This is a genomic window from Mesorhizobium tianshanense (genome assembly GCF_007830515.1).
In the GTDB taxonomy this organism is placed as follows: domain Bacteria; phylum Pseudomonadota; class Alphaproteobacteria; order Rhizobiales; family Rhizobiaceae; genus Mesorhizobium; species Mesorhizobium tianshanense.
The window spans coordinates 114,806-135,002 of record NZ_VLKT01000014.1 but is presented as its reverse complement, the minus strand read 5'-3'; the positions used below and the strand labels follow the sequence as shown (position 1 = coordinate 135,002).

23 protein-coding genes are annotated in these 20,197 nt (G+C 62.6%); 13 read left to right on the top strand and 10 right to left on the bottom strand.

The genetic code is table 11. From position 1 onward, the window contains the following. The first annotated feature begins 56 nt into the window (after positions 1-56). Positions 57-404 carry a DUF1491 family protein gene (locus tag IQ26_RS13525; RefSeq protein ID WP_145717915.1) on the top strand — a complete coding sequence of 116 codons (348 nt, stop codon included), beginning with the start codon at positions 57-59 and terminating at the stop codon, positions 402-404. 45 nt (positions 405-449) lie between these two features. Here IQ26_RS13525 and IQ26_RS13520 read toward each other — a convergent pair whose 3' ends face one another. The 5 genes from IQ26_RS13520 to IQ26_RS13495 all read right to left on the bottom strand — a co-directional run bounded on the left by IQ26_RS13520 (position 450) and on the right by IQ26_RS13495 (position 6,188). Then, positions 450-1,457 carry a hypothetical protein gene (locus IQ26_RS13520; protein WP_162457950.1) on the bottom strand — a complete coding sequence of 336 codons (1,008 nt, stop codon included), beginning with the start codon at positions 1,455-1,457 and terminating at the stop codon, positions 450-452. A 488-nt stretch (positions 1,458-1,945) separates the two neighbouring features. After that, positions 1,946-2,494 (bottom strand): DUF1254 domain-containing protein, encoded by a 549-nt coding sequence (locus IQ26_RS13510; RefSeq protein WP_145717909.1) that lies wholly within the window; start codon positions 2,492-2,494, stop codon positions 1,946-1,948. Continuing rightward, the gene (locus tag IQ26_RS13505; protein ID WP_145717907.1) at positions 2,487-3,071 is read right to left on the bottom strand and encodes a DUF1214 domain-containing protein; all 585 of its coding nucleotides are present in this window, start codon (positions 3,069-3,071) and stop codon (positions 2,487-2,489) included. Before IQ26_RS13505 ends, IQ26_RS13510 begins: the two co-directional genes overlap by 8 nt. A gap of 114 nt (positions 3,072-3,185) precedes the next feature. Next, complete coding sequence (locus tag IQ26_RS13500; RefSeq protein ID WP_145717905.1) at positions 3,186-5,336, bottom strand: transglycosylase domain-containing protein; 2,151 nt, start codon at positions 5,334-5,336, stop codon at positions 3,186-3,188. Between the two features lie 213 nt (positions 5,337-5,549). Then, on the bottom strand, positions 5,550-6,188 hold the full coding sequence (locus IQ26_RS13495) for a TetR/AcrR family transcriptional regulator (RefSeq protein ID WP_145717903.1): 639 nt from the start codon (positions 6,186-6,188) through the stop codon (positions 5,550-5,552). Between the two features lie 162 nt (positions 6,189-6,350). On the opposite strand from IQ26_RS13495, the gene IQ26_RS13490 reads away from it, so the two are divergent. After that, positions 6,351-7,904, top strand: coding sequence for a trimethylamine methyltransferase family protein (locus IQ26_RS13490; RefSeq protein ID WP_145717901.1), 1,554 nt, complete (start codon positions 6,351-6,353; stop codon positions 7,902-7,904). A 15-nt stretch (positions 7,905-7,919) separates the two neighbouring features. On the opposite strand, the gene IQ26_RS39700 is transcribed toward IQ26_RS13490, so the two are convergent. The 4 genes from IQ26_RS39700 to IQ26_RS13475 form a co-directional block, all read right to left on the bottom strand. After that, positions 7,920-8,084 carry a hypothetical protein gene (locus tag IQ26_RS39700; RefSeq protein ID WP_167522683.1) on the bottom strand — a complete coding sequence of 55 codons (165 nt, stop codon included), beginning with the start codon at positions 8,082-8,084 and terminating at the stop codon, positions 7,920-7,922. 83 nt (positions 8,085-8,167) lie between these two features. Beyond that, positions 8,168-8,557 (bottom strand): hypothetical protein, encoded by a 390-nt coding sequence (locus IQ26_RS13485; protein WP_145717899.1) that lies wholly within the window; start codon positions 8,555-8,557, stop codon positions 8,168-8,170. An 81-nt stretch (positions 8,558-8,638) separates the two neighbouring features. After that, the gene (groL, locus tag IQ26_RS13480; RefSeq protein ID WP_145717898.1) at positions 8,639-10,261 is read right to left on the bottom strand and encodes a chaperonin GroEL; all 1,623 of its coding nucleotides are present in this window, start codon (positions 10,259-10,261) and stop codon (positions 8,639-8,641) included. Between the two features lie 104 nt (positions 10,262-10,365). Continuing rightward, complete coding sequence (locus IQ26_RS13475) at positions 10,366-10,680, bottom strand: co-chaperone GroES (RefSeq protein ID WP_095496735.1); 315 nt, start codon at positions 10,678-10,680, stop codon at positions 10,366-10,368. A 248-nt stretch (positions 10,681-10,928) separates the two neighbouring features. Here IQ26_RS13475 and IQ26_RS13470 point away from each other — a divergent pair, with 248 nt between their 5' ends. Next, positions 10,929-11,201, top strand: coding sequence for a hypothetical protein (locus tag IQ26_RS13470; protein WP_145717955.1), 273 nt, complete (start codon positions 10,929-10,931; stop codon positions 11,199-11,201). Next, a complete protein-coding gene (locus IQ26_RS13465) occupies positions 11,198-11,464 on the top strand; it encodes a DUF1488 family protein (protein ID WP_145717896.1) in 267 nt (88 codons plus the stop codon). The genes IQ26_RS13470 and IQ26_RS13465 overlap by 4 nt, the downstream gene beginning before the upstream one ends. A 27-nt stretch (positions 11,465-11,491) precedes the next feature. Here IQ26_RS13465 and IQ26_RS13460 read toward each other — a convergent pair whose 3' ends face one another. Further along, the gene (locus IQ26_RS13460; protein ID WP_145717893.1) at positions 11,492-11,683 is read right to left on the bottom strand and encodes a hypothetical protein; all 192 of its coding nucleotides are present in this window, start codon (positions 11,681-11,683) and stop codon (positions 11,492-11,494) included. 496 nt (positions 11,684-12,179) lie between these two features. Between IQ26_RS13460 and IQ26_RS13450 the strand changes: the two genes are divergently transcribed. The 9 genes from IQ26_RS13450 (at position 12,180) to IQ26_RS13410 (ending at position 20,080) form a co-directional block, all read left to right on the top strand. After that, positions 12,180-12,590 carry a DUF3168 domain-containing protein gene (locus tag IQ26_RS13450; protein WP_145717889.1) on the top strand — a complete coding sequence of 137 codons (411 nt, stop codon included), beginning with the start codon at positions 12,180-12,182 and terminating at the stop codon, positions 12,588-12,590. A gap of 176 nt (positions 12,591-12,766) precedes the next feature. Next, on the top strand, positions 12,767-13,018 hold the full coding sequence (locus IQ26_RS13445; protein ID WP_126040386.1) for a hypothetical protein: 252 nt from the start codon (positions 12,767-12,769) through the stop codon (positions 13,016-13,018). Between the two features lie 108 nt (positions 13,019-13,126). Further along, positions 13,127-13,792, top strand: coding sequence for a response regulator transcription factor (locus tag IQ26_RS13440; RefSeq protein ID WP_145717887.1), 666 nt, complete (start codon positions 13,127-13,129; stop codon positions 13,790-13,792). After that, positions 13,776-15,224: an ATP-binding protein gene (locus IQ26_RS13435; RefSeq protein WP_145717885.1), complete on the top strand. Its 1,449-nt coding sequence runs from the start codon at positions 13,776-13,778 to the stop codon at positions 15,222-15,224. Before IQ26_RS13440 ends, IQ26_RS13435 begins: the two co-directional genes overlap by 17 nt. A 170-nt stretch (positions 15,225-15,394) precedes the next feature. Continuing rightward, positions 15,395-15,835 carry a hypothetical protein gene (locus IQ26_RS13430; protein WP_145717883.1) on the top strand — a complete coding sequence of 147 codons (441 nt, stop codon included), beginning with the start codon at positions 15,395-15,397 and terminating at the stop codon, positions 15,833-15,835. Positions 15,836-15,951: 116 nt separating this feature from the next. Continuing rightward, positions 15,952-17,103: a c-type cytochrome biogenesis protein CcmI gene (gene ccmI, locus IQ26_RS13425; protein ID WP_145717878.1), complete on the top strand. Its 1,152-nt coding sequence runs from the start codon at positions 15,952-15,954 to the stop codon at positions 17,101-17,103. Positions 17,104-17,106: 3 nt separating this feature from the next. Further along, positions 17,107-17,550, top strand: coding sequence for a cytochrome c maturation protein CcmE (ccmE, locus tag IQ26_RS13420; RefSeq protein WP_145717876.1), 444 nt, complete (start codon positions 17,107-17,109; stop codon positions 17,548-17,550). 74 nt (positions 17,551-17,624) lie between these two features. After that, positions 17,625-19,616, top strand: a complete 1,992-nt coding sequence (locus IQ26_RS13415) for a heme lyase CcmF/NrfE family subunit (protein WP_145717874.1) — start codon at positions 17,625-17,627, stop codon at positions 19,614-19,616. After that, on the top strand, positions 19,613-20,080 hold the full coding sequence (locus IQ26_RS13410; protein ID WP_145717872.1) for a cytochrome c-type biogenesis protein: 468 nt from the start codon (positions 19,613-19,615) through the stop codon (positions 20,078-20,080). Before IQ26_RS13415 ends, IQ26_RS13410 begins: the two co-directional genes overlap by 4 nt. Positions 20,081-20,197 lie beyond the last annotated feature (117 nt).

Genomic DNA, 20,197 nt, shown 5'->3' with positions numbered 1-20,197 from the left:
TTTCGGTTTGCGGGCCTTTGCTCTAAGTACCGTCCGATGTCGCCCAGAATCCTGCCATGCGCATAACCACCGATCTTTGGGTGTCGGCCCTGTTGCGCCGGGTTTTCGGCGCCGGCGGCTTTGCCGCCGTGGTCAAGCGCGGCGCGACCGAGGCCGGCGCCGTCTTCGTGCTGGCGCGTGGCCGCCTGGGCGAGGTTGCCTTGTTCGGACCGGCGCCGCAGACGAGTTACGATTCAGCCAAGCCCGACGACCGTTTCTTCAGCCTGCTTGGCGCCGGCGACGATGCCGCCGTCTTTGACGCACGGCTGGAAAAGGAGAAGAAATTCGATCCCGACATCTGGGTGGTCGAGATCGAGGCCGGCTCTGTTCCTGTCGAGGAGCTTATTTCCGTCAAGTCGCTCTAACGATATGCAGGAAAACAAGGGCTTAGGACGCCCACTTGAATCTCTTCAGAAGCGGCGCGCCTTAACGCTGGCGGCAGCATTGTCGCTGTCCGCTTTGCGGATGTCAGCGTTCGCCGCAGCGGGCCATGTATTGTGAATGGCCTTCGACAGTGTCTCGGCTTTCCAGCCGCGTAACCTGTCCAGCGCAGCGTCGCGATGCAGCAGTCGGTACCGGTCGAGGAAGATGCGGATAGCCTGCGGATGCGGAAACTCCGCGGGATAGACGGCGACGGTGATCAGGAATGCCCTGTCTTCGCCGAGATCGAGCGCGCGCAGGGCGGCCAGCAGCGACGTGTAGTTCTGATTTGCGATGAGCGACCGCGCCGTTGAAAAATCGATTTCGAGCGCGTCGGCGAGTGCTGTCTGAAAGAATGCGGCGTTGCCGGTCAGCGCCGTCTCGCGCAGTTTGACATAGGTTTCGGCACCGGCGGTCGCGCCGCCGCTCTCCCCGTCGGCACGCATCATCGACCGCAGCCGGCGCCGTGCATTTTCGACGGCTACGCCAGCCGCCTTCTGTCTGTCGGGACCGGGCACGACCACTTCGGCGGTTTCGGGCTCCGACTCGGCGATCGCCTCCGGCTGCCGCATTCTCACCAGTGTCGGCTTTTCAAGCGCCCTGATCAGGTGGGCAATGGTCGGGTTCAGATCCTTGCGGCGCGCGATGGCGCGCGCGTGCGGCAGGCCGTGGCGTCCGATCAGCGCGATGAGGTCGATATCGCTGAGCGCGCGCGATCGGATGAGCAGCGGGGCGGCGATGTCGACCGGCTCCTCGCAAAGCCGCCGCACCAGTGCGGCGGGCGCATATTCGCATTCGGAAAGGGCGGCGGCGACGTAGCGGCGCGATTCGACCGACACATTGTCGAAAAGCGGAAGTGTCAGATCCTCAAGTTGCGCGATCTCCCGGCGCGAAGGTCGGGTGAGCGAACAGAACGCAGACACCGCGGCGCGGAAGAGCCTTTCGGCCTTCCCCGGTTCAGCCCGTATAGCGATTTGCCTGAAATCCGAAGATGACACGAAGGATACGCCTGACACTCGACACAATCTTGACCACGCGCGACCGGGACTATGTCGGTTTCGCATTTGCCTCGGGTCAGGACGCCCTGACCTCCAGACAAAGATCAAATTAGCGGCGATCCGTTAGCGTTCCGTTAACCTACTATCCCCTTAATCAGATTGGAGGCGTTGCGTTGTGCTCCGGGGCAACCGAGAGGAATACGCGAACCATGGGCATGGTACTGTCTTTCGTGCCGCGAGCGGCGGCAACCAATCGAGCAGAACGAAACACCGGAACGCCGGCGGCGGTGATCATTTTCCCTGGCGTCCGCTACGAACAACGGCAGCTGACGGGCGAAACGCGGCCAGGCGCCGGTCCGGACAAGCCGGGCTCGTCCGGGACGATGCCTGTTCCGCATCATTAGAGCGCCGCGCGTCCTGTTGGTGCGCAAACGACGCTCTGACTTTGAATTCGGTATAGGACGGTCGCCGCATATTTTCGGCTGACGTCAGTAGTCCTGCAGCTCGCAGGAACCTTGCTCGAGAAATCGTGACACGACCGGCTTCCAGCTGTCGTCGGGCACGAAGGAGCGGATGACGAACATGCCTTCGTCGATGGGCGCCTCGACGAAGATCGCCCCTTGCAATTCCTCGGGAACACCCTTGCGGATTTCGATCATCTGCGCCGGCGTCAGTACGATAGTGTCCAGAACCCTTCCGGTCGCGCTGTGGTCGTTGAAGGAGTAGATGTTGTGGCCGCTGCGGTCATAGACCGATACGGACCAGAACGGGACGTTTCCCGGTGCCTTCACCCGCACCATCCCCTCTGACAGATCGAACCGGCAAGCCGCCGCGTAAAACAGCGGATCGACGGATTTCACCACCGGCGCCCCGCCGGCCTCCGCGTCCAGCTTGGTCATCCTATAGAGGTCCGAGGCCATGGCCAGCCGCGACCAGGCATCGCGTTCGGAAAATTCCGGGACGAGCAGCAGCACGATGACGTGCACGATACCGGCGCCAAGCAGGCCAAGCAGGATCGCGTGCAGCAGCTTACGCATTGCAGCCGACCTTCACGATCTGCGGCAGCGTGACATCCGAAAGACCCGTGCTGCTGGCGATCGGCGTGTCGTAGAATGTCAGCACGAAATACATCCGGCCGACGCCGTCGCAAAGCAGCCAGTTGCCGGGCGCGGGGCGGCTGCCGACGGAAATCACCACCGAATTATCCGGCTGGCGCAGCACCTGGTAGGATTGAAGTGCCGCAGGCCTTGGCTTGCCAGTCTCGACCACCCCGAGCGACTGATCGGCGGCATAGAGGGTCCAGAACCGCGCCGTCGGGAATCCGCCTTCGATTTCATAGGCGCATTGGCGTTTCAAGAATTCGCCGCCGGAATCGCGTTCGGCGACAAAGGACAGGCCTTCCGCTTGCCCGAGTGCGAGGACCCCCTCGCGCGCCACGCGGGCTTTCGAATAAGGGTCCGCCGCCTGCGTGCCGATATCGGGGAACGCCGTCCATTGGCCGATCCTGATCGCACCGATGCCATCCTGGGTCTTGAGAGCGTACCAGACGCTGCCGCCGCCGCCGCCGATAGCTATGGCAAGCGCGAGGAGCGTCAGGAATGCGTTCTTGAGCATGAAGAGCCGCGGGAAAGAGGAATGCCGCTCGGGGATATCGCGGGGCAGGGGGCGATGGCAAGCGGACCTCTGTGGATTGCTGGCATGAGGATGCCCTGGCCCGTCGTGCGGGCATCAAAGCGCCGACGGAGTCTCCGGCGTCGCAGGTGTCTGGAGGACGGGCGCCGACTGGAACAGCTTCGTGATGTCCCTGAGCGCCCGCGTGGTCTGGCTGGACAGTACCGGCGGGCGCTCGGCGGCGTTGGTCGCTGCCTGCTCGGCATTCTTCTCTTCCGCTTCCTCCGCCGCGATCTTTTCGTCGACGAACGGATGATCGAGACCGGGGATCGGCTTGAGGTCGATATTCTGGTGCGCGTAGACCATCAGCCGCTGCCACACCATCGCCGGCAGCGAGCCGCCGGTCATGTTGTTGGTCGGGGTGAAGTCGTCATTGCCGAGCCACACGGCAGCCGTGTAGTTGCCGGTGAAGCCGACATACCAGGCGTCGCGGTAAGACTGCGTGGTGCCGGTCTTGCCGGCCGAAACGATGTTGGGAAGCGCGGCGCGGCGCGCCGTGCCCATCACCGGCACCGCCGCCAGCATGGTGTTCATGGATTTCAGCGCCTGTTCCGACAGCACACGGTGCGGCGGCGGCGCATCCTTGGCGAAATCGTAAACCACCTCGCCGTTACGGGTGACGAGTTGGGTGATGCCATGCCGGGAGCCGACAAAGCCGTTCTGGGCGAACACGCTATAGCCTGTCGCCTGGTCCATCACGGTCATGCCCGATGTGCCGAGCACCATCGTCTTGTGCGATTCGAGCGGCGATTCCACGCCCATGGCCTCCGCCATCGCCTTGATCGGCTTGATGCCGAGATAATTCTTGGCCAGCCGCACCGGCACGGTGTTGATCGATTTGGCGACCGCCGTGAGCAGCGTGACATTGCCGGCCGATCCGCCATTGTAATTGTGAGGCGACCAGTTGCCCCAGGAGATCGGCGCGCCGGAAACGACGGAGTCCGGTGTGAAGCCATGCTCCATCGCCGTTGCATAGACGTAGGGTTTGAACGATGAACCGCTCTGGCGCAGCGCCTTGGTGGCGCGGTTGAACTGGCTGGCGCCGTAGTCGCGGCCGCCGACAATCGCCCTGACCGCGCCATTGGTTTCGATGACCACCATGGCACCCTCGGTGACGTTGTATTCCTTGCCGAACTGACGGAGATGGAACTCCATCGATTCTTCCGCCGCCTTCTGGATGTTGGCGTCGAAAGTGGTGTGAGCGACCAGCGAATGCTGGCCGGACTTCGCGGCGATCTTCTTGACCTCGTCGAATGCCCAGTCGAGGTAGTAATCTGGGCTCTTCTGCTCGCCGCGATCGACGATTTCGGCCGGATGCAGCCGCGCCTGCAACACTTGGCCTTCGCTCATGAAGCCGGCGTCGACGAGATTGGACAGCACCACATTGGCTCGCGCCCTGGCAGCAGGCAGGTTGATGTGCGGCGCGTATTTGGTCGGCGCCTTGAACAGCCCGGCCAGCATCGCCGCTTCGGCGAGGTTCAGATCCTTGACGCTTTTGCCGAAATAGAAATCGGCGGCCGCTTCGATGCCGAACGTGCCGCCGCCCATATAGACGCGATCGAGATAGAGCTGCAGGATCTCCTTCTTCGACAGGTTGGCCTCGAGCCACAGCGACAGGAAGGCTTCCTTGATCTTGCGCTCCAACGTCCGTTCATTGGTCAGGAACAGGTTCTTGGCCAGTTGCTGGGTGATGCTCGAGCCGCCCTGCACCACCGAATTCGCCCGCACATTCTCGAAGATCGCGCGCGAAAGGCCGAGCGCATCGATGCCGTGGTGATCGAAGAAACGGCGATCCTCCGTGGCCAGCACAGCCTTGATGACCTGGTCAGGCATCTCGTCGACCGGCACCGAGTCACGCTGGATGATGCCGCGCTGGCCGATCTCGTTGCCGTAGCGGTCGAGGAAGGTGACGGCGAAGTCGCCCTGGGCGCGCCAGTCACCGGCGGTTTCCTGGAAGGCCGGCAAGGCGAGTGCCAGCATGACGACGATACCGCCGGCGCCGAGCGTGAAGCCCTCGCTCAAAAGTTCGATAATGCCGCGGCGCCAGCCGGAGACGCGGAAGCGCCGGAAAAAAATCGTGGCCGCTTCCCAGAACCGGCGCGCCTTGAAGCCGATGTCGTAGAGCGAGGAATCGAACCACGCATCCGCCGCGAGCAACCTTGCGGCGATTGGGCCTCTTCTCTTGCGTGGTTCCAAAGGACTGGCCATTCCACGAATCCAGCTGCACGGCGCCGCGACCTGAAAACCGCACGCGGGCAGTTTCAAGGCGCGCACCGACCAAGACTATTCGTCCATTTTGGCCCCGCTCACAAGGGCAATGGAGGCTTATGCTGTACGGTCTGTCGATGCGAGGGGCGGGGCCTAATGCATGTCGCCCAAAGTCGCTTCCACCGCCTTGCGGGCTCGGTTTGGCGTCCGATGTCACCGCGCAGCCATAAAGCGCAGGAAATGCGCCACGTCGGCTTCGCTGGGCTCCTGGCCGGTGAAACTGCGCAGATAGGCAGCGAGATGACTGATCCTCGCCTCGACCGGTTCCTTGAGGTCGAGCATATAATAGCCAATCTGCATGTAGTAGAGCACGCGGGCGCGGATGAAGGCATCTTCTTCATCGTAGCCATGCCCGCGATACATGTCGCGGATCGCGCTCAGGCGGTCATTGTCGGCCTGGTCGATGGCCCGTCGCACGTCGTCGGAGCGACGCGCCCATTCTCGGATGGCGAAGTCGAGCCGTGGATCGAACAGGCGCTCGTCCGCCCAGCATTCGAACACGTTCATGACGCCCATGATGATGCTTTCAGCCGGCCGCATCGCGCGTTCGACGATCGCCTTGGTATTGGTGTTGCGCCAATGGGCAAGCAACTGGTCGAGCAGATCCTGGCGGCTCTCGAAATACCAGTAGAAGCTTGACCGCGAAACGCCGAGCTCCTGGCCGAGCGGCAGCACGCGCACGCTTTCGATGCCGTTTGAAATCAGTGTCTGGAGCGCAAGATTGATCCAGTCCCAGCGCGTCACCTTGATGTTGCCGGGCGCCGGCTCGTCCTGCGGAGCAATCATGATCATGGCCGCACAATAGGCATGAAGGGAAGCTGCATACAACCGTACTAGACACATATGTACAGTACAAGTATCCTGCCCGCCTGCAACGAACTGGGCCAAGCGGCCATCGCGACCTCTCCCTACGATCCCCAGGGCAAGGCAATACGGCAATGAGGAGTATCCGCCATGGTCGATGACGCCGCATGCAACCTCAGGCGCGAACGTCGGCGCGGACGAACCGGCGAGGCCAGCAGCGAGACCAGCCGCCGGCCGGACTATCGTTCGCTGAAGAATCCGTTTCTGCCGCAGCCGATCTTTTCGGCCGATCAGGTCGCCGCGATCCACGACACGGCGTTGCGCGTGCTCGAGGAACTCGGCGTCAAGGTGCTGCTGCCTGAGGCGCGCGCTCGCTTTGCCCGCGCCGGTGCATCGGTCGACGAGGACAGCCAGATGGTGCGCATCGGCCGCGACATTGTCACAGCGGCGCTGGCTTCGGCGCCGAAATCGATCCGGGCGCATGCCGGCGACCGTGCCCGCGACCTGACGCTCGAGCTCGGCTCGATGACGTTCCTGGCGGGATCAGGAGCGCCGAACGTCACCGATCTAGAGAGCGGCCGGCGGCCGGGCACGCTTGCCGCTTTCGAGGATCTCATCCGGCTGGTGCAGCATTTCGACGTGCTGCATATGCTCGGCCCTTGCATCGAACCGCAGGACGTCGACAACCGCTTGCGCCACTATGCCGTCAACCGCGCTCAGCTGACGCTGTCCGACAAATTGCCGTTCGTCTTCGCGCGCGGCACGCCGCAGGTCGAGGACGGGTTCGAGATGCTGCGGCTGGCGCGCGGCCTGTCCGAGGACGAATTGCGTTCGGGCGCTCATTGCTACACCGTCATCAACACCAACTCGCCACGTCAGCTCGACATTCCGATGGCGCAAGGCATCATCGACTTTGCCAAGGCAGGGCAGGTGTTGATTATCACGCCCTTCTGCCTGGCCGGCGCCATGGCGCCGATCACCGTGGCCGGCGCGCTGACGCTGCAGCACGCCGAAGCGCTGGCCGGGCTGACGCTGGCACAGATGGTGCGGCCGGGCGCGCCGGTCGTCTATGGTTCCTTCTCGTCCAACGTCGACATGAAGTCGGGGGCGCCGGCCTTCGGCACGCCGGAGCACGTCAAGGCGACGCTCGGCGCTGGTCAGCTTGCGCGCTTCACCGGTCTTCCCTGGCGGTCCGGCGGCGGCAGTGCCGCCAACATTTCGGATGCGCAGGCGGCCCACGAAACGCAGTTTGCGCTGTGGGGCTCGGTGCTTGCTGGCGCCACGGTCTGCATCCATGCCGCGGGCTGGCTCGAAGGTGGCTTAAGCGTCTCCTTCGAGAAGCTGATCACCGATATCGAGGCGCTGCAGACGATCGCCGAACTCTGTATGGCGACGCCCGGCGACGAGAGCGCGATCGGCTTCGACGCCATCGCCGAAGTGCAGCCGGGCGGGCATTTCTTCTCGGCCGGACACACCATGGCGCGCTACCGCACAGCTTTCTACGAGCCGCTGGTGGCTGATTGGTCGAATTTCGGCAACTGGACCGAGGCCGGGTCAAAAACCGCGACGGAGCGCGCCACCGGCGTCTGGAAACGGCTGCTTGCCGACTTCCGGCCGCCGGCTTCTGCCGCTGCCACATCAGATGTCCTCGACGAATTCATAGCGCGGCGCACCGAACAGGGCGGCGCGGCACCGGTTTCGTGAGGGTCAGCGCGCGCCTCAGATAGGGCGCTTGTCCCCGGTCTTCGGCAGGTCGCGGCGTATCGCGCCGGCATCGGATTTCCTGTGCTTATCGGCGGCAAGTCTGCGAATGCGATCGAAGCGGCTTTCCTCGGCCACTTTGGTCTTCGCCGCAACATCTGGCTTCGGGACGAATGCAATCATGGATCGATCTCCTTGCTGGCGGCCGTGCGCCGGGGAAGATGCCCCGGCGGCTTTTCTCGCTTCTCTGGGAGAACTCGAGGATATCAGGCGGCGAGAGCGACCGCACAGCTTTGCGCGCCCAGCCTGTCGGGCGAGGTCTTCCCGGGCATGGTCGCCCAGCCGCCCGTCTCGATGAACTGCCGCTTCTTGTAACTGTCTGTCAGGGCTTTGAACTCGACAAGTTTGGCGGCTGCGTCGGGCGCCGTGTTGAAGCGATCGACGCAGACCGCCGAGGCCAGCTCGCCGCGCGCTACGTCGCCGGCGGTTGCCGCCAGTGCGCGTGAGGTGCCACCGGTCACCCAGCCACCCCAGTTGAAACCGATGATCAGAGTGGCGACGACAGTTACCGCGCATGCCCACAAAAGCGTGGATTTGGCCGGCTGGTAATCTTCCCATCGACGCGCGAGAGATGGCTTGCTGCTTTGTGTGGCCACGGAACAATTCCTTCCTGGTTGGTGCAGGGATTGGTCGCCCAGCCATTCCGGCCGGGCGCTGCAAGCGTGTCTAGGCGATGATCAGTAGCCCATGCCGCCGCCGGCCGCAGGCGCGGCATCCTTGGCTGGAATGTCGGTGATCATGGCTTCCGCAGTGATCAGCAATGCCGCGATCGAACCGGCATCCTGGAGCGCGGTCCGCACCACCTTTGCCGGGTCGACGATGCCGGCCTTGATCATGTCGACATAGATCTCGTTCTGGGCATCGAAGCCCTGGTTGTGATCCTTGCTGTCCATGAGCCTGCCGACAACGATCGAACCTTCAACCCCGGAGTTCTCGGCGATCTGGCGGATCGGCGCTTCGAGTGCTCTCAACACGATCGAAATGCCCGCCGTCACATCGGCATTGGCTCCGGTCAGCCCGTTCAGGACGGCCTTGGCGCGCAGTAGCGCGACACCGCCGCCGGGAACGATGCCTTCTTCTACCGCCGCGCGCGTGGCGTTCAGTGCATCGTCGATACGGTCCTTCTTTTCCTTGACCTCGGATTCGGTCGCACCACCGACGCGAATGACCGCGACGCCACCGGCGAGCTTGGCCAGCCGCTCCTGCAGCTTCTCCTTGTCGTAGTCGGAAGTGGTTTCCTCGATCTGCCCCTTGATCTGCTGGACGCGCGCCTGGATGGTCACTTTCTCTCCGGCACCATCGATGATCGTCGTCGTGTCCTTTTCGATCAGCACGCGCTTGGCGCGGCCGAGCATGTCGATTGTGATGTTTTCGAGCTTGATGCCGAGGTCTTCCGAGATCATCTGGCCGGCGGTTAGCACGGCGATGTCTTCCAGCATCGCCTTGCGGCGGTCACCGAAGCCCGGCGCCTTAACGGCTGCAACCTTGAGGCCGCCGCGCAATTTGTTGACGACCAGCGTCGCCAGTGCTTCGCCCTCGACGTCCTCGGAGATGATCACCAGCGGCTTGCCGCTTTGCACCACGGCTTCGAGGATCGGCAGCAGCGCCTGCAGATTGCCGAGCTTCTTTTCATGGATGAGGATGTAAGGGTCCTCCAGCTCGGCGCGCATCTTTTCGGCATTGGTGACGAAATAGGGGCTGAGATAGCCACGGTCGAATTGCATGCCCTCGACGACGTCGAGTTCGGTGTCGGCGGTCTTGGCTTCCTCGACAGTGATCACGCCATCATTGCCGACCTTGTCCATCGCCTTGGCGATCATGGTGCCGACGGTGGCATCGCCATTGGCTGCAATGGTGCCGACCTGCGCGATTTCACCGGAGGATTTGACCTTCTTGGCGCGTGCCTGGATTTCCTTGACGACAGCGGTAACAGCAAGGTCGATGCCGCGCTTGAGGTCCATCGGATTCATGCCGGCGGCAACGAATTTGGCGCCCTCGCGCAGGATGGAAGCGGCAAGCACCGTGGCGGTGGTGGTGCCGTCGCCGGCGAGGTCGTTGGTCTTCGAGGCCACTTCGCGCACCATCTGCGCGCCCATGTTCTCGAACTTGTCGGAGAGCTCGATTTCCTTGGCCACCGTCACCCCGTCCTTGGTGATGCGCGGCGCGCCATAGGCCTTGTCGATGATGACGTTTCGGCCCTTGGGGCCGAGCGTCACCTTGACCGCGTTATTGAGGATTTCGACTCCGCGCAGCATCCGGTCACGCGCATCGGTGGAGAATTTGATTTCCTTGGCAGACATGATTTTTTCCAGTTCGATTGGTTGTGGCGAAGCACTGGCAGCGCCGCCTGAATCAAAACTTGAAGCGTCCTTTGCGCGGCCAAAGAGGACGCGCAGCGCTCCAATCAGGCGGCTTTCTTGGCAGCTACGGTCTTCTCGATGATGCCCATAATGTCGGCCTCCTTCATGATCAGAAGGTCCTCGCCGTCTATCTTGACCTCGGTTCCCGACCATTTGCCGAACAGGATGAGGTCGCCGGCCTTGACATCGAGCGCGATCAACGCGCCGCTTTCATCGCGCGCGCCCGGCCCGACGGCGATCACTTCGCCTTCCTGCGGCTTTTCCTTGGCATTGTCGGGGATGATGATGCCGCCCTTGGATTTGGTATCGCTTTCGGCGCGCCGAATGACGACGCGATCGTGGAGTGGCCGGAATTTCATGGGGACTCTTTCTGGGGCCGGCTTAGGCGGCCGCTCCCCTTATATAGGCGCGTTGGCACTCGATTGATAGGAGTGCCAAAAAATATTAATTGATCGTTGTAAAACGTTTAATAGTATTATCTCACAGTTTCCTTTTCAGGAATTTGATCAATCAAAAATAGGCCAGAAATTGATTTCTCGACTCCGAGCTACTATTTTAATTGGGAAACTCCCTTTCATCATTTAAATCCAAAAAGGAGATTTTACCGATGGCGGAATTCAGTCAAAATATCATGGAAAAAGCTGAAGCGCGCTTCATGGAAAAGCAGAAGAAAACCGCGGAACGAAACCAGGCAACGGCTGAATATGTTTCCGAGGCGAAGGCCAGGGACATCAAGACGGCAAGATTGCGGGCGTTGCGGCTGGCCAAGGAAGAGGCCGACCGCGCCGCGGAGGCCCTCAATCCCGTCGCCCCCAAGAAAAAGCGGGCGTCGCGAGCGGTCAAGAAAGTAGACGTTGCATCGACGGAGATCAAGTCATGAGCCTGACATTTCCCAATCCAAGCCGCAGCTACGACGAGGCGGGCAAACGCATCCGTTTCGTCGGCCATGACGGCATGTTTCAGATTTCCTTCTCTGTCGCCACGGATGCGATCTCGAAGGCACCATCAGAGGCACCAACTGCCGAAGCCACCTATCTGGCGGCGTTCGATACGGCGTCCAGCTCCATCCATGAGATCGCCAGGAATGCCTATGCCCGGACCCGCAAGAGCATATATGTGCTGACGGCAGCCGATTTTCGCTAGGCCCAAATGTGCCTGGCTGAGGCTGGCTCAGGACTTGCGGGCCGCTTTGGCCCGCCGCTTGACGTCTCGGTTATTCAGCCGATCGACCATCGCGTCCGCATCGCGTGTGTTCATGCCGACCATGACCTGGCGCTTGAGTTCAACGGGCTGACCGGTGAAGACATCGAAGACGGTCCAGCTGTGCGGATGCTCCATGCGCAGCGCGTAGCGGTTTGTCATTCCGGGATCCTTTCGTTTCCATCTCCGATCGATGAATGTAGATTGGTCAGGCCTGCGTAATGAAGAAAACCGCCGCCAGGACAAGGATCGTCCACACGACGACGAACAGCTTCAAGGCCATGCCCCCGTGTGAAGATAGAACCTCCCTCTTGCGGGTCGCCATGGTCTTCGCGCTCCTCGACATGGTCGGCGCCACAGCGGTTACAACCGGTGCCTTGACCCCAAGCTTTCCAAAGACAGGCAGCAGCGGTGGCTCGCGCACGAAAACGACCTCGGATGTCCGGAGAAACAATCCCCTCCATAGCACCGTTTTTCAAACGCCTTGCATGCCAAATGAGAAAGCGCGAGGTTGGCCACCGACATTCCTGACGCGAAGAGGCCGCGGCACTGGAGATCCCGTGATCTGGCGCAAGAACTTCATCGCGGCTACGCTGCAGGCAGGAATCGCTGACGGCGCAAAAGGCCTGTTCAGCCGTGACGGGCGGGGGAGAGGACGATGACCGCGCCGGCTGCCGTGTTGCAGAAGGCCTTGTTCGAAGCGCTGAACGGCGACGGTTCCCTGTCAGCGGCATTGGGCGGCGCAAAACTGTTCGACCACGCCCCGGAAAACGTCGCGTTTCCCTATGTGACTTTCGGCCGGACCAGCGTCTACGACTGGGCAACAGGCATGGAGAACGCCGCCGAGCAGCTTTTCACGCTGCATTTCTGGTCGAAGTCCGTGGCCAGGAAAGAAATTCTCGATGTGATGGATCTGGTCAGTGCCCGCCTCCGGGATGCGGTGCTCTCGCTCGACGAGCATCGCCACGTCAATCTCAAGCTCGAATTCACCGAGACCCGTTACGACGAGGACCTTTCAGCCTATCACGGGCTGCTGCGCTTTCGCGCCGTGACGGAAGAAAACGACTGACGCGCTTTCAATATGGCTGCAAGACAGTCTAGACTGGGGCTTGGGATGATTTTGCCGGGTTGGGGCGGCGAAATCATAAGGTCGGTTGTCTCGCGTTTCAGGGGGTGAGATAGGCATGGATTGCAGGCGTTCACTGTTCATTTCACGTTCAGCACCGATGCGTTAGAACGCTGATCATGAAAACGCTTCGCTCCCATTTCCGAACCGCTACACTGGCGCTCTGCGTTGCCGGTCTGTTCGCGTCGCAGGCGACGGCCGCCGACTGCTACGCGATCGGTCAGCAGGTTGCCCAGCAGAATGGCGGCACGCTGGCCAAGGCGTCGCAGTCGACGCGCGGTGGCCAGCCGGTCTGCGTCATCGTCGTGCTGGTTCCGGGCAAGGAAGGGCAGCGTCCGCGCCGTTCCGAAATCGTCGTTCCGCTGAACTGATCCCTGCCGTTTCCCAGGCCGTTGGAATCGGCCTATATCTGACACCGGACGCGTCAACAGGCTTAACGCGTCAACAAGCCGAGCTCTTCAACAGGTAGTGATCCCCGCATGCGCGTACTCGTTGTCGAAGATGACAAGGATCTCAACCGGCAGATATCGGACGCGTTGGTCGATGCCGGCTATGTCGTCGACCGGGCCTTCGACGGCGAGGAAGGGCATTTCCTCGGCGACACCGAACCCTACGACGCCGTGGTGCTCGACATCGGCCTGCCGCAGATGGACGGCATCAGCGTGGTCGAGCGTTGGCGGCGCGGCGGCCGCAAGATGCCGGTTCTGATCCTGACGGCGCGTGATCGCTGGAACGACAAGGTATCGGGCATCGACGCCGGCGCCGACGATTATGTCACCAAGCCGTTTCACATCGAAGAGGTGCTGGCCAGGGTCCGGGCGCTCATCCGGCGCGCGGCCGGCCATGCGTCGTCCGAGCTGACCTGCGGGCCGCTGCGGCTCGACACCAAGGCCTCCAAGGCCGATGTCGACGGCGTGCCGCTGAAGCTGACGTCGCACGAATTCCGCCTGCTTGCCTATCTGATGCACCATATGGGCGACGTCGTGTCCCGGACCGAACTTGTCGAGCATCTATACGATCAGGATTTCGACCGCGATTCCAACACAATCGAGGTCTTTGTCGGGCGGCTTCGCAAGAAGATGGGCATCGACATGATAGAGACCGTTCGCGGCATGGGCTATCGGATGCGTGAGCCGGAGGCGTAAGGCGGAACCGCTCGAGCAGACTACAGGGACGTCGCTTTCGCGGTTCTGGCCGCGTTCGCTGGCGTTTCGGGTGATCGCCTTTTCCACGGTCTGGGCGATCCTTACCCTCGTCGTCATCTTCACCCTCATCACCACGCTGTATCGCCAGGCGAACGAGCGCGGTTTCGACAGCCTGTTGTCGGCGCATCTGTTCAACCTGATCGGCTCGGTCGGCGTGTCCGAAGGCGGTTCGCTGACCGGCGCTCCCGACCTTGGCGATCTCCGGTTCTCGGAGCCGAACTCCGGCTGGTACTGGTCAGTGGAACCTGCGTCGGAGGGCGTGCGCGGTGATCTGCACTCTTCCTCCATGACGAGGGCGATCCCCTCGCCAAGCATCGCCGAGGTCCCTTTCAATTCCAGTTTCCAGCGCAGCTATGCGACGGAAGGCATCAATGGCGAGGAGCTGCAAGTGTTCGAGAGCGAATTCGTTCTCGATGCGAAGAATCGTGCGGCGCGCTTCCGCGTCATGGGCAACCAGACCGAGCTCGAACAGGAGATCGGCGCCTTCCAGCGTCGCCTGCTGACCTATCTGTCCCTGTTCGGCGTCGGCATGATCGCCATCAACGCCATTGCCATCCTGCTGGGCCTGCAGCCATTGCGTCGGGTCAGGAACGCCCTCGCCATGGTGCGTGAAGGAACCGCCCAAAGGCTCGACGGCCGCTTCCCGGCCGAGATCGAACCGCTCGCCAACGAGACCAACGCGCTGATCGAAAACAACAGGCGTATCGTCGAGCGCTCGCGCACGCAGGTCGGCAACCTCGCCCATTCGCTGAAGACGCCGCTGGCTGTGCTGATCAACGAAGGGCGCGCGCTCGGCGGCGCCAAAGGCAAGCTCATAGCCGAGCAGGCCGCCTCGATGCAGAAGCAGGTCGACCATTATCTGCAGCGCGCCCGCGTCGCGGCGCAACGCGACAGCGTCGTCTACCGCACCCCGGTGGCACCGCTGGTCCAGCGCATGGTGCGCGTGCTGCAAAAACTCAACCCGCGGACCGATCTCTCGCTTTCGCTGCCGTCAGCCGATATCGTCTTTGCCGGCGAACGCGAGGATCTGGAAGAATTGCTTGGCAATTTGCTCGACAACGCCATGAAATGGGCAAAGAGCGCGGTCGCCGTTTCCGTGACACCAATCTCCGGCAAGAAGGGCGGCGCCGGCAAGGAGAGTGCTGCCAGTCTGTTCGAGATCAGCATCGAGGATGACGGCCCGGGCATTCCCGAAGACAAGGCACGCGAGGCGCTGAAGCGCGGGCGGCGCCTCGACGAGACAAAGCCGGGGACCGGGCTTGGACTTGCCATTGTCGCCGACCTCGTCAACGAGTATGGAGGCGTTCTGGCTCTGGAACGGTCCGGAATGGGCGGGTTGAAGGCGGTGATTCGATTGCGGAGCCTCCAGTGACACTTTTGCCCAATCGACAATTGATCGACGGTGCGTGATATGGCGGCGTGTCGATTGGTCCCGGATCCGTCGGCCGCGGCCAAATTTCCGACAAACATCAACACTATGGCCACGCCGACTTTCCCGATGGCGCGGCTCCCAGCCTTAACTCAAGAAAACCGGTTGTTTGCATGAAGATTCGCGTCGCGCTCGTTTCCGCACTGCTGGCCGTTTCCGGCTGCACGACGCTGGGCAAGAGCCCGAGCGCCACGGTGGCGCCACAGCCTGCCGCCACGCCGCCAAGCAGCGGCAGGATCGCGACGACGGTCATTTCCGCCATGGGAGGCGGCCTCGTCAGCGGATCGATTGGTGCCGGCTTGAGCGATCCCGAGAAGCGCAAGGCGCTGGAGGCGGAATACAAGGCGCTCGAATATACGACGGGCGGCCAGAAGGTGACATGGAAGAGCGACCGGTCGGCGCATTACGGTGAAGTCGTGCCCGCCCAGCCCTATCGTGTCGGCTCGCAGGACTGCCGGCAATACACCCATACGGTCTTTACCGGCGCCGCCGGCGCCACCGCGCGCGGAACCGCGTGCCGCAACGCCGATGGCAGCTGGACGCCGCTGACGTAACGACCGGCCGGATAGATCCGGTTGATATCGATCAAGGACATGCGCCGCGCCCACCGTCAAAGCGTCGCAGGACGCCTGTGTTGGCAGGGCAAGGCTCTGCCGTTATTGGAAGAAACATGCTGTTCTGGGTCATAGCTGCCGTTCTCACGCTGGGTGCAAGCCTGGCGGTGCTGCTGCCACTGGCCGGCGGCCCGAAGGGTGGTTCTGCGAGCAGCGATCATGACCTTGAAGTCTATCGCGACCAACTGTCCGAGCTTGACCGCGACGTCGCGCGCGGCTTGATCCAGCCGGCTGAGGCCGAAGAGGCACGTGCCGAAATCTCCCGCCGCATTCTTCGCCTGGACAATGCCGGGGCCGGGGCAGATCCGGCCGGCAAGGCAGCGGCGCGGCAGCCGTCGATGGTCACCAGGCTTGTTGCGACGGTCGCGGTCCTGGCGGTTCCCCTGGTCAGCTGGGGCTTGTACAGTCAACTTGGCTCGCCCGACCTGCCGTCGCAACCGCTCAGCGAGCGGCTTGCCAAGAATCCCGCCGACAGTTCGGTGGACGAACTGGTGGCGCGCGCCGAGGCCCATCTTGCCGCCAATCCGACCGATGGCAGGGGTTGGGACGTTCTGGCCCCGGTCTATCTGCGCTTGCAGCGGTTCTCCGATGCGGTGACGGCCTATCGCAACGCCATTCGCCTCGACGGCGACAGCGCCGCCCGCCAGGCCGGCCTCGGCGAGGCGATCGCCAGCGCAGCCGGCGGCATTGTTTCGGCCGACGCTCAGGCCGCTTTCGAGGCGGCCTTGAAGCTCGATCCGGCAAATCCGAAGGCCAGCTTCTATCTCGCGATGGGCATGGCGCAGGAAGGCCGCATTGAGGAGGCGACGGCTGGCTGGCAGAAAATGCTTGGCGCCTTGCCGCAGGACTCGCCATGGCGCGGTGCCATCGAGCAGGCACTGGCCGAGGTCGCCAGCCGGAGCTTCGCTTCGGCAGAGCCTGCGAAAGGCCCGAGCGCCGGGGATGTCGATGCGGCCTCGTCGATGTCGCCGCAAGACAGGGAAACGATGATCAACACCATGGTTGCGGGACTTGATGAAAAACTTCGGCAAAACCCGCGCGATGCGGAAGGATGGATGCAGCTTATTCGTTCCTATGTCGTGCTGGGCAAGGCCGATCAGGCTCGCGACGCGCTCAATCGTGGTATCGCCGTTTTTGGCTCCGATAGTGACGAAGCGAAGAAATTCACCGCCTTCGCCGTCTCGCTTGGCCTGACGGCGACGGAGTAAGAAATGACACGCAAGCAGAAAAGACTGTCGGTGATCGCCGGAGGGTTGGCCTTTCTCGGTGCCGCCACCGGTCTGACCTTCTACGCGCTCGGCCAGAAGGCCTCCTATTTCTACATGCCCGCCGATCTGACCACCGCCAGCCTGCAACCCGGGCAGCGCATCAGACTCGGCGGCCTCGTCGAAAAGGGCACGATCGAGCGCGGCCAGGGGGCCACTGTCGCCTTTTCGGTGACCGACAACCAGAAGGAGGTCAAGGTCACCTACACCGGCATTCTTCCCGACCTTTTCCGTGAGGAGCAGGGCGTCATCACTGAAGGCACGTTTCGCCCGGACGGCGTCTTCGTCGCCGACAGCGTGCTGGCCAAGCACGACGAGAACTACATGCCCAAGGAGGTGGCCGACGGCCTCAAGGCCAAGGGCGTGTGGCAGGAGAGCAAGAGTGACTAAGCAGGTTCCACAAAAGTGTCCTACTGTTTTGCGGCGAGGACCTGCGGCAAAACAAAAACCTGGGCTTGATCACAATGGTTGAAACCGGACATTTCGCCCTGGTCCTGGCGTTCGCGCTGGCGTTGGTGCAGACGGTAGTGCCGCTGTTCGGCGCGCGGATGAACAACCGCAAGATGATGGCCGTCGGCGGTCCGGTCGCGGTGACCGGCTTTGCCTTGACCGCTCTGTCCTTCGCGGCGCTGGCGATAGCCTATGCGACGTCCGATTTTTCGGTGGCCAACGTCTGGGAGAATTCGCATTCGCTGCAACCGCTGATCTACAGGATCACCGGCGCCTGGGGCAATCACGAGGGCTCGATGCTGCTCTGGGTGCTGATCCTGACCTTCTTCGGCGCGCTCGTCGCTGCTTTCGGCAGCAATCTTCCCGCGACGCTTCGAGCCAATGTGCTGGCCGTGCAAGGGGCGATCGGAGCCACCTTCTTCCTGTTCATCCTGGCGACGTCCAACCCGTTCGCCAGGCTCAATCCGGCGCCGATCGAAGGCCGCGATCTCAATCCGATCCTGCAGGATCTCGGCCTCGCCATCCATCCGCCGCTGCTCTATCTCGGCTATGTCGGCTTTTCGATCTGCTTTTCCTTCTCGGTCGCAGCCCTCATCGAAGGTCGCATCGACGCGTCCTGGGCGCGCTGGGTGCGGCCATGGACGCTGGTCGCCTGGATGTTCCTGACCGGCGGTATCGCCATGGGCTCCTACTGGGCCTATTACGAGCTCGGCTGGGGTGGTTTCTGGTTCTGGGACCCGGTCGAGAACGCCTCCTTCATGCCATGGCTGGCGGGCACGGCGCTGCTCCATTCGGCGATCGTGATGGAAAAGCGCTCGGCCCTGAAGATCTGGACGCTGTTGCTGGCGATCCTGACCTTCTCGCTGTCGCTGCTCGGCACCTTCCTGGTGCGCTCCGGCGTGCTGACCTCCGTCCACGCCTTCGCCACCGATCCGACGCGCGGCGTGTTCATTCTCTGCATCTTGACGCTGTTCATCGGCGGATCGTTGGCGCTGTTTGCTTTGCGCGCCTCGAAGTTGACCGCCGGCGGGCTGTTTCATCCGATCTCGCGCGAAGGGGCGCTGGTACTCAACAACCTGTTCCTGACCACGGCTACTGCCACCGTGCTGATCGGCACATTGTATCCGCTGGTGGTCGAGGCCGTTTCAGCCGACAAGATTTCGGTCGGCGCGCCCTTCTTCAACCTGACATTCGGCCCGCTGATGGTGCCGCTTCTGGTCGTGGTCCCGTTCGGACCGCTGCTGGCCTGGAAGCGCGGCGACATTTTCGCGGTCGCTCAGCGCCTGATGACAGCCTTCGCCGCAGCGCTTCTGGCCGTACTGGTGACGGCCTTGTTCATCGACGGCGCGTCGGTATTCGCAGCACTTGGCGTCGGCCTCGCATTCTGGCTGATCTGCGGCGCGCTCACCGATATTGCCGTCAAGTCCGGCTTTGGCGTTGTCGCGCCCGGTGTCATGCTCAGGCGCTTCGCCGGCCTGCCGCGTTCGGTCTTCGGCACCGCGCTCGCCCATCTCGGCCTCGGGCTGACGACGCTGGGCATTGTCGGCACCCTTTGCTTCGGCACCGAGAAGATCCTGTCGATGCATGCGGGCGAGACCGTGCAACTGTCCGGCCACACTTTGCGTTTCGAAGGGCTCTATCCGGCCCAGGGGCCTAACTACAGCGAGGATCGCGGCCGCTTCGCCCTGCTCGGCGCCGATGGCAGCACATCAGCTGTAATCACCTCGGCCAAGCGCTCCTATCCGGCCCGACAGATGACGACGACCGAGTCCGGTATCGAGACGATCGGGCTCAGCCAGCTCTACCTCTCGCTTGGCGACGAGGGGACCGACGGCTCCGTCGTGGTTCGGCTGTGGTGGAAGCCTCTGGTGACGCTGATCTGGGGTGGTGGTCTTGTCATGATGGCAGGCGCTGCGATGTCGCTCATGGACCGGCGCCTGCGCGTCGGAGCACCGTCCCGCCGCCGCAAGCCGTCGGGCGCTGTGCCTTCCGCGAGCCTGCCATGACCGCAAGATTTTCGCTGGCCTCGCTGATCCTGCTGCTGACGCTGTTGTTTTGCGGCACCGCGCTTGCGGTGAAGCCCGACGAGGTTCTGGCCGATCCGGCGCTAGAGGCGAGGGCGCGGACGCTTTCGGAAGAACTGCGCTGCATGGTCTGCCAGAACCAGTCGATCGACGAATCCGATGCAGACCTTGCCCGCGACCTGCGCGTGCTGGTGCGCCAGCGCCTCGTCGCCGGCGACACCGACCAGCAGGTGATCGACTATATCGTTTCCCGCTACGGCGAGTTCGTGCTGTTGAAGCCTCGCTTCAGTCTGCGCAACGCGTTGCTGTGGGGGACACCAGTCCTTCTGCTCCTTGCCGGCGGGATTTTCATCGTTCTGGCTGCCCGGTCGCGCCGTGCGACGGCAACCAATGCGTTGACCGCCGAGGAGCAGGCGGAGTTGGACACCATTTTACACCGGGACTGAAAGCGGCGGCGGCCCCGTAAACATTACCAAAGTTTCATGCACCGGAAATGGCGCCGTAATGTGCGCCTCTCTATTTCTCTTAGCCGAGGATGCCGACTGAAGCGCATCCCTTGAAAG

Coding starts and splice junctions, on each gene's coding strand:
- IQ26_RS13525 (WP_145717915.1), top strand. CDS start 57: ATGCGCATAACCACCGATCTTTGGGTGTCGGCCCTGTTGCGCCGGGTT.
- IQ26_RS13510 (WP_145717909.1), bottom strand. CDS start 2,494: ATGCGTAAGCTGCTGCACGCGATCCTGCTTGGCCTGCTTGGCGCCGGT.
- IQ26_RS13505 (WP_145717907.1), bottom strand. CDS start 3,071: ATGCTCAAGAACGCATTCCTGACGCTCCTCGCGCTTGCCATAGCTATC.
- IQ26_RS13500 (WP_145717905.1), bottom strand. CDS start 5,336: ATGGCCAGTCCTTTGGAACCACGCAAGAGAAGAGGCCCAATCGCCGCA.
- IQ26_RS13495 (WP_145717903.1), bottom strand. CDS start 6,188: ATGATCATGATTGCTCCGCAGGACGAGCCGGCGCCCGGCAACATCAAG.
- IQ26_RS13490 (WP_145717901.1), top strand. CDS start 6,351: ATGGTCGATGACGCCGCATGCAACCTCAGGCGCGAACGTCGGCGCGGA.
- IQ26_RS39700 (WP_167522683.1), bottom strand. CDS start 8,084: ATGATTGCATTCGTCCCGAAGCCAGATGTTGCGGCGAAGACCAAAGTG.
- groL (WP_145717898.1), bottom strand. CDS start 10,261: ATGTCTGCCAAGGAAATCAAATTCTCCACCGATGCGCGTGACCGGATG.
- IQ26_RS13475 (WP_095496735.1), bottom strand. CDS start 10,680: ATGAAATTCCGGCCACTCCACGATCGCGTCGTCATTCGGCGCGCCGAA.
- IQ26_RS13470 (WP_145717955.1), top strand. CDS start 10,929: ATGGCGGAATTCAGTCAAAATATCATGGAAAAAGCTGAAGCGCGCTTC.
- IQ26_RS13465 (WP_145717896.1), top strand. CDS start 11,198: ATGAGCCTGACATTTCCCAATCCAAGCCGCAGCTACGACGAGGCGGGC.
- IQ26_RS13460 (WP_145717893.1), bottom strand. CDS start 11,683: ATGACAAACCGCTACGCGCTGCGCATGGAGCATCCGCACAGCTGGACC.
- IQ26_RS13450 (WP_145717889.1), top strand. CDS start 12,180: ATGACCGCGCCGGCTGCCGTGTTGCAGAAGGCCTTGTTCGAAGCGCTG.
- IQ26_RS13445 (WP_126040386.1), top strand. CDS start 12,767: ATGAAAACGCTTCGCTCCCATTTCCGAACCGCTACACTGGCGCTCTGC.
- IQ26_RS13440 (WP_145717887.1), top strand. CDS start 13,127: ATGCGCGTACTCGTTGTCGAAGATGACAAGGATCTCAACCGGCAGATA.
- IQ26_RS13430 (WP_145717883.1), top strand. CDS start 15,395: ATGAAGATTCGCGTCGCGCTCGTTTCCGCACTGCTGGCCGTTTCCGGC.
- ccmI (WP_145717878.1), top strand. CDS start 15,952: ATGCTGTTCTGGGTCATAGCTGCCGTTCTCACGCTGGGTGCAAGCCTG.
- ccmE (WP_145717876.1), top strand. CDS start 17,107: ATGACACGCAAGCAGAAAAGACTGTCGGTGATCGCCGGAGGGTTGGCC.
- IQ26_RS13415 (WP_145717874.1), top strand. CDS start 17,625: ATGGTTGAAACCGGACATTTCGCCCTGGTCCTGGCGTTCGCGCTGGCG.
- IQ26_RS13410 (WP_145717872.1), top strand. CDS start 19,613: ATGACCGCAAGATTTTCGCTGGCCTCGCTGATCCTGCTGCTGACGCTG.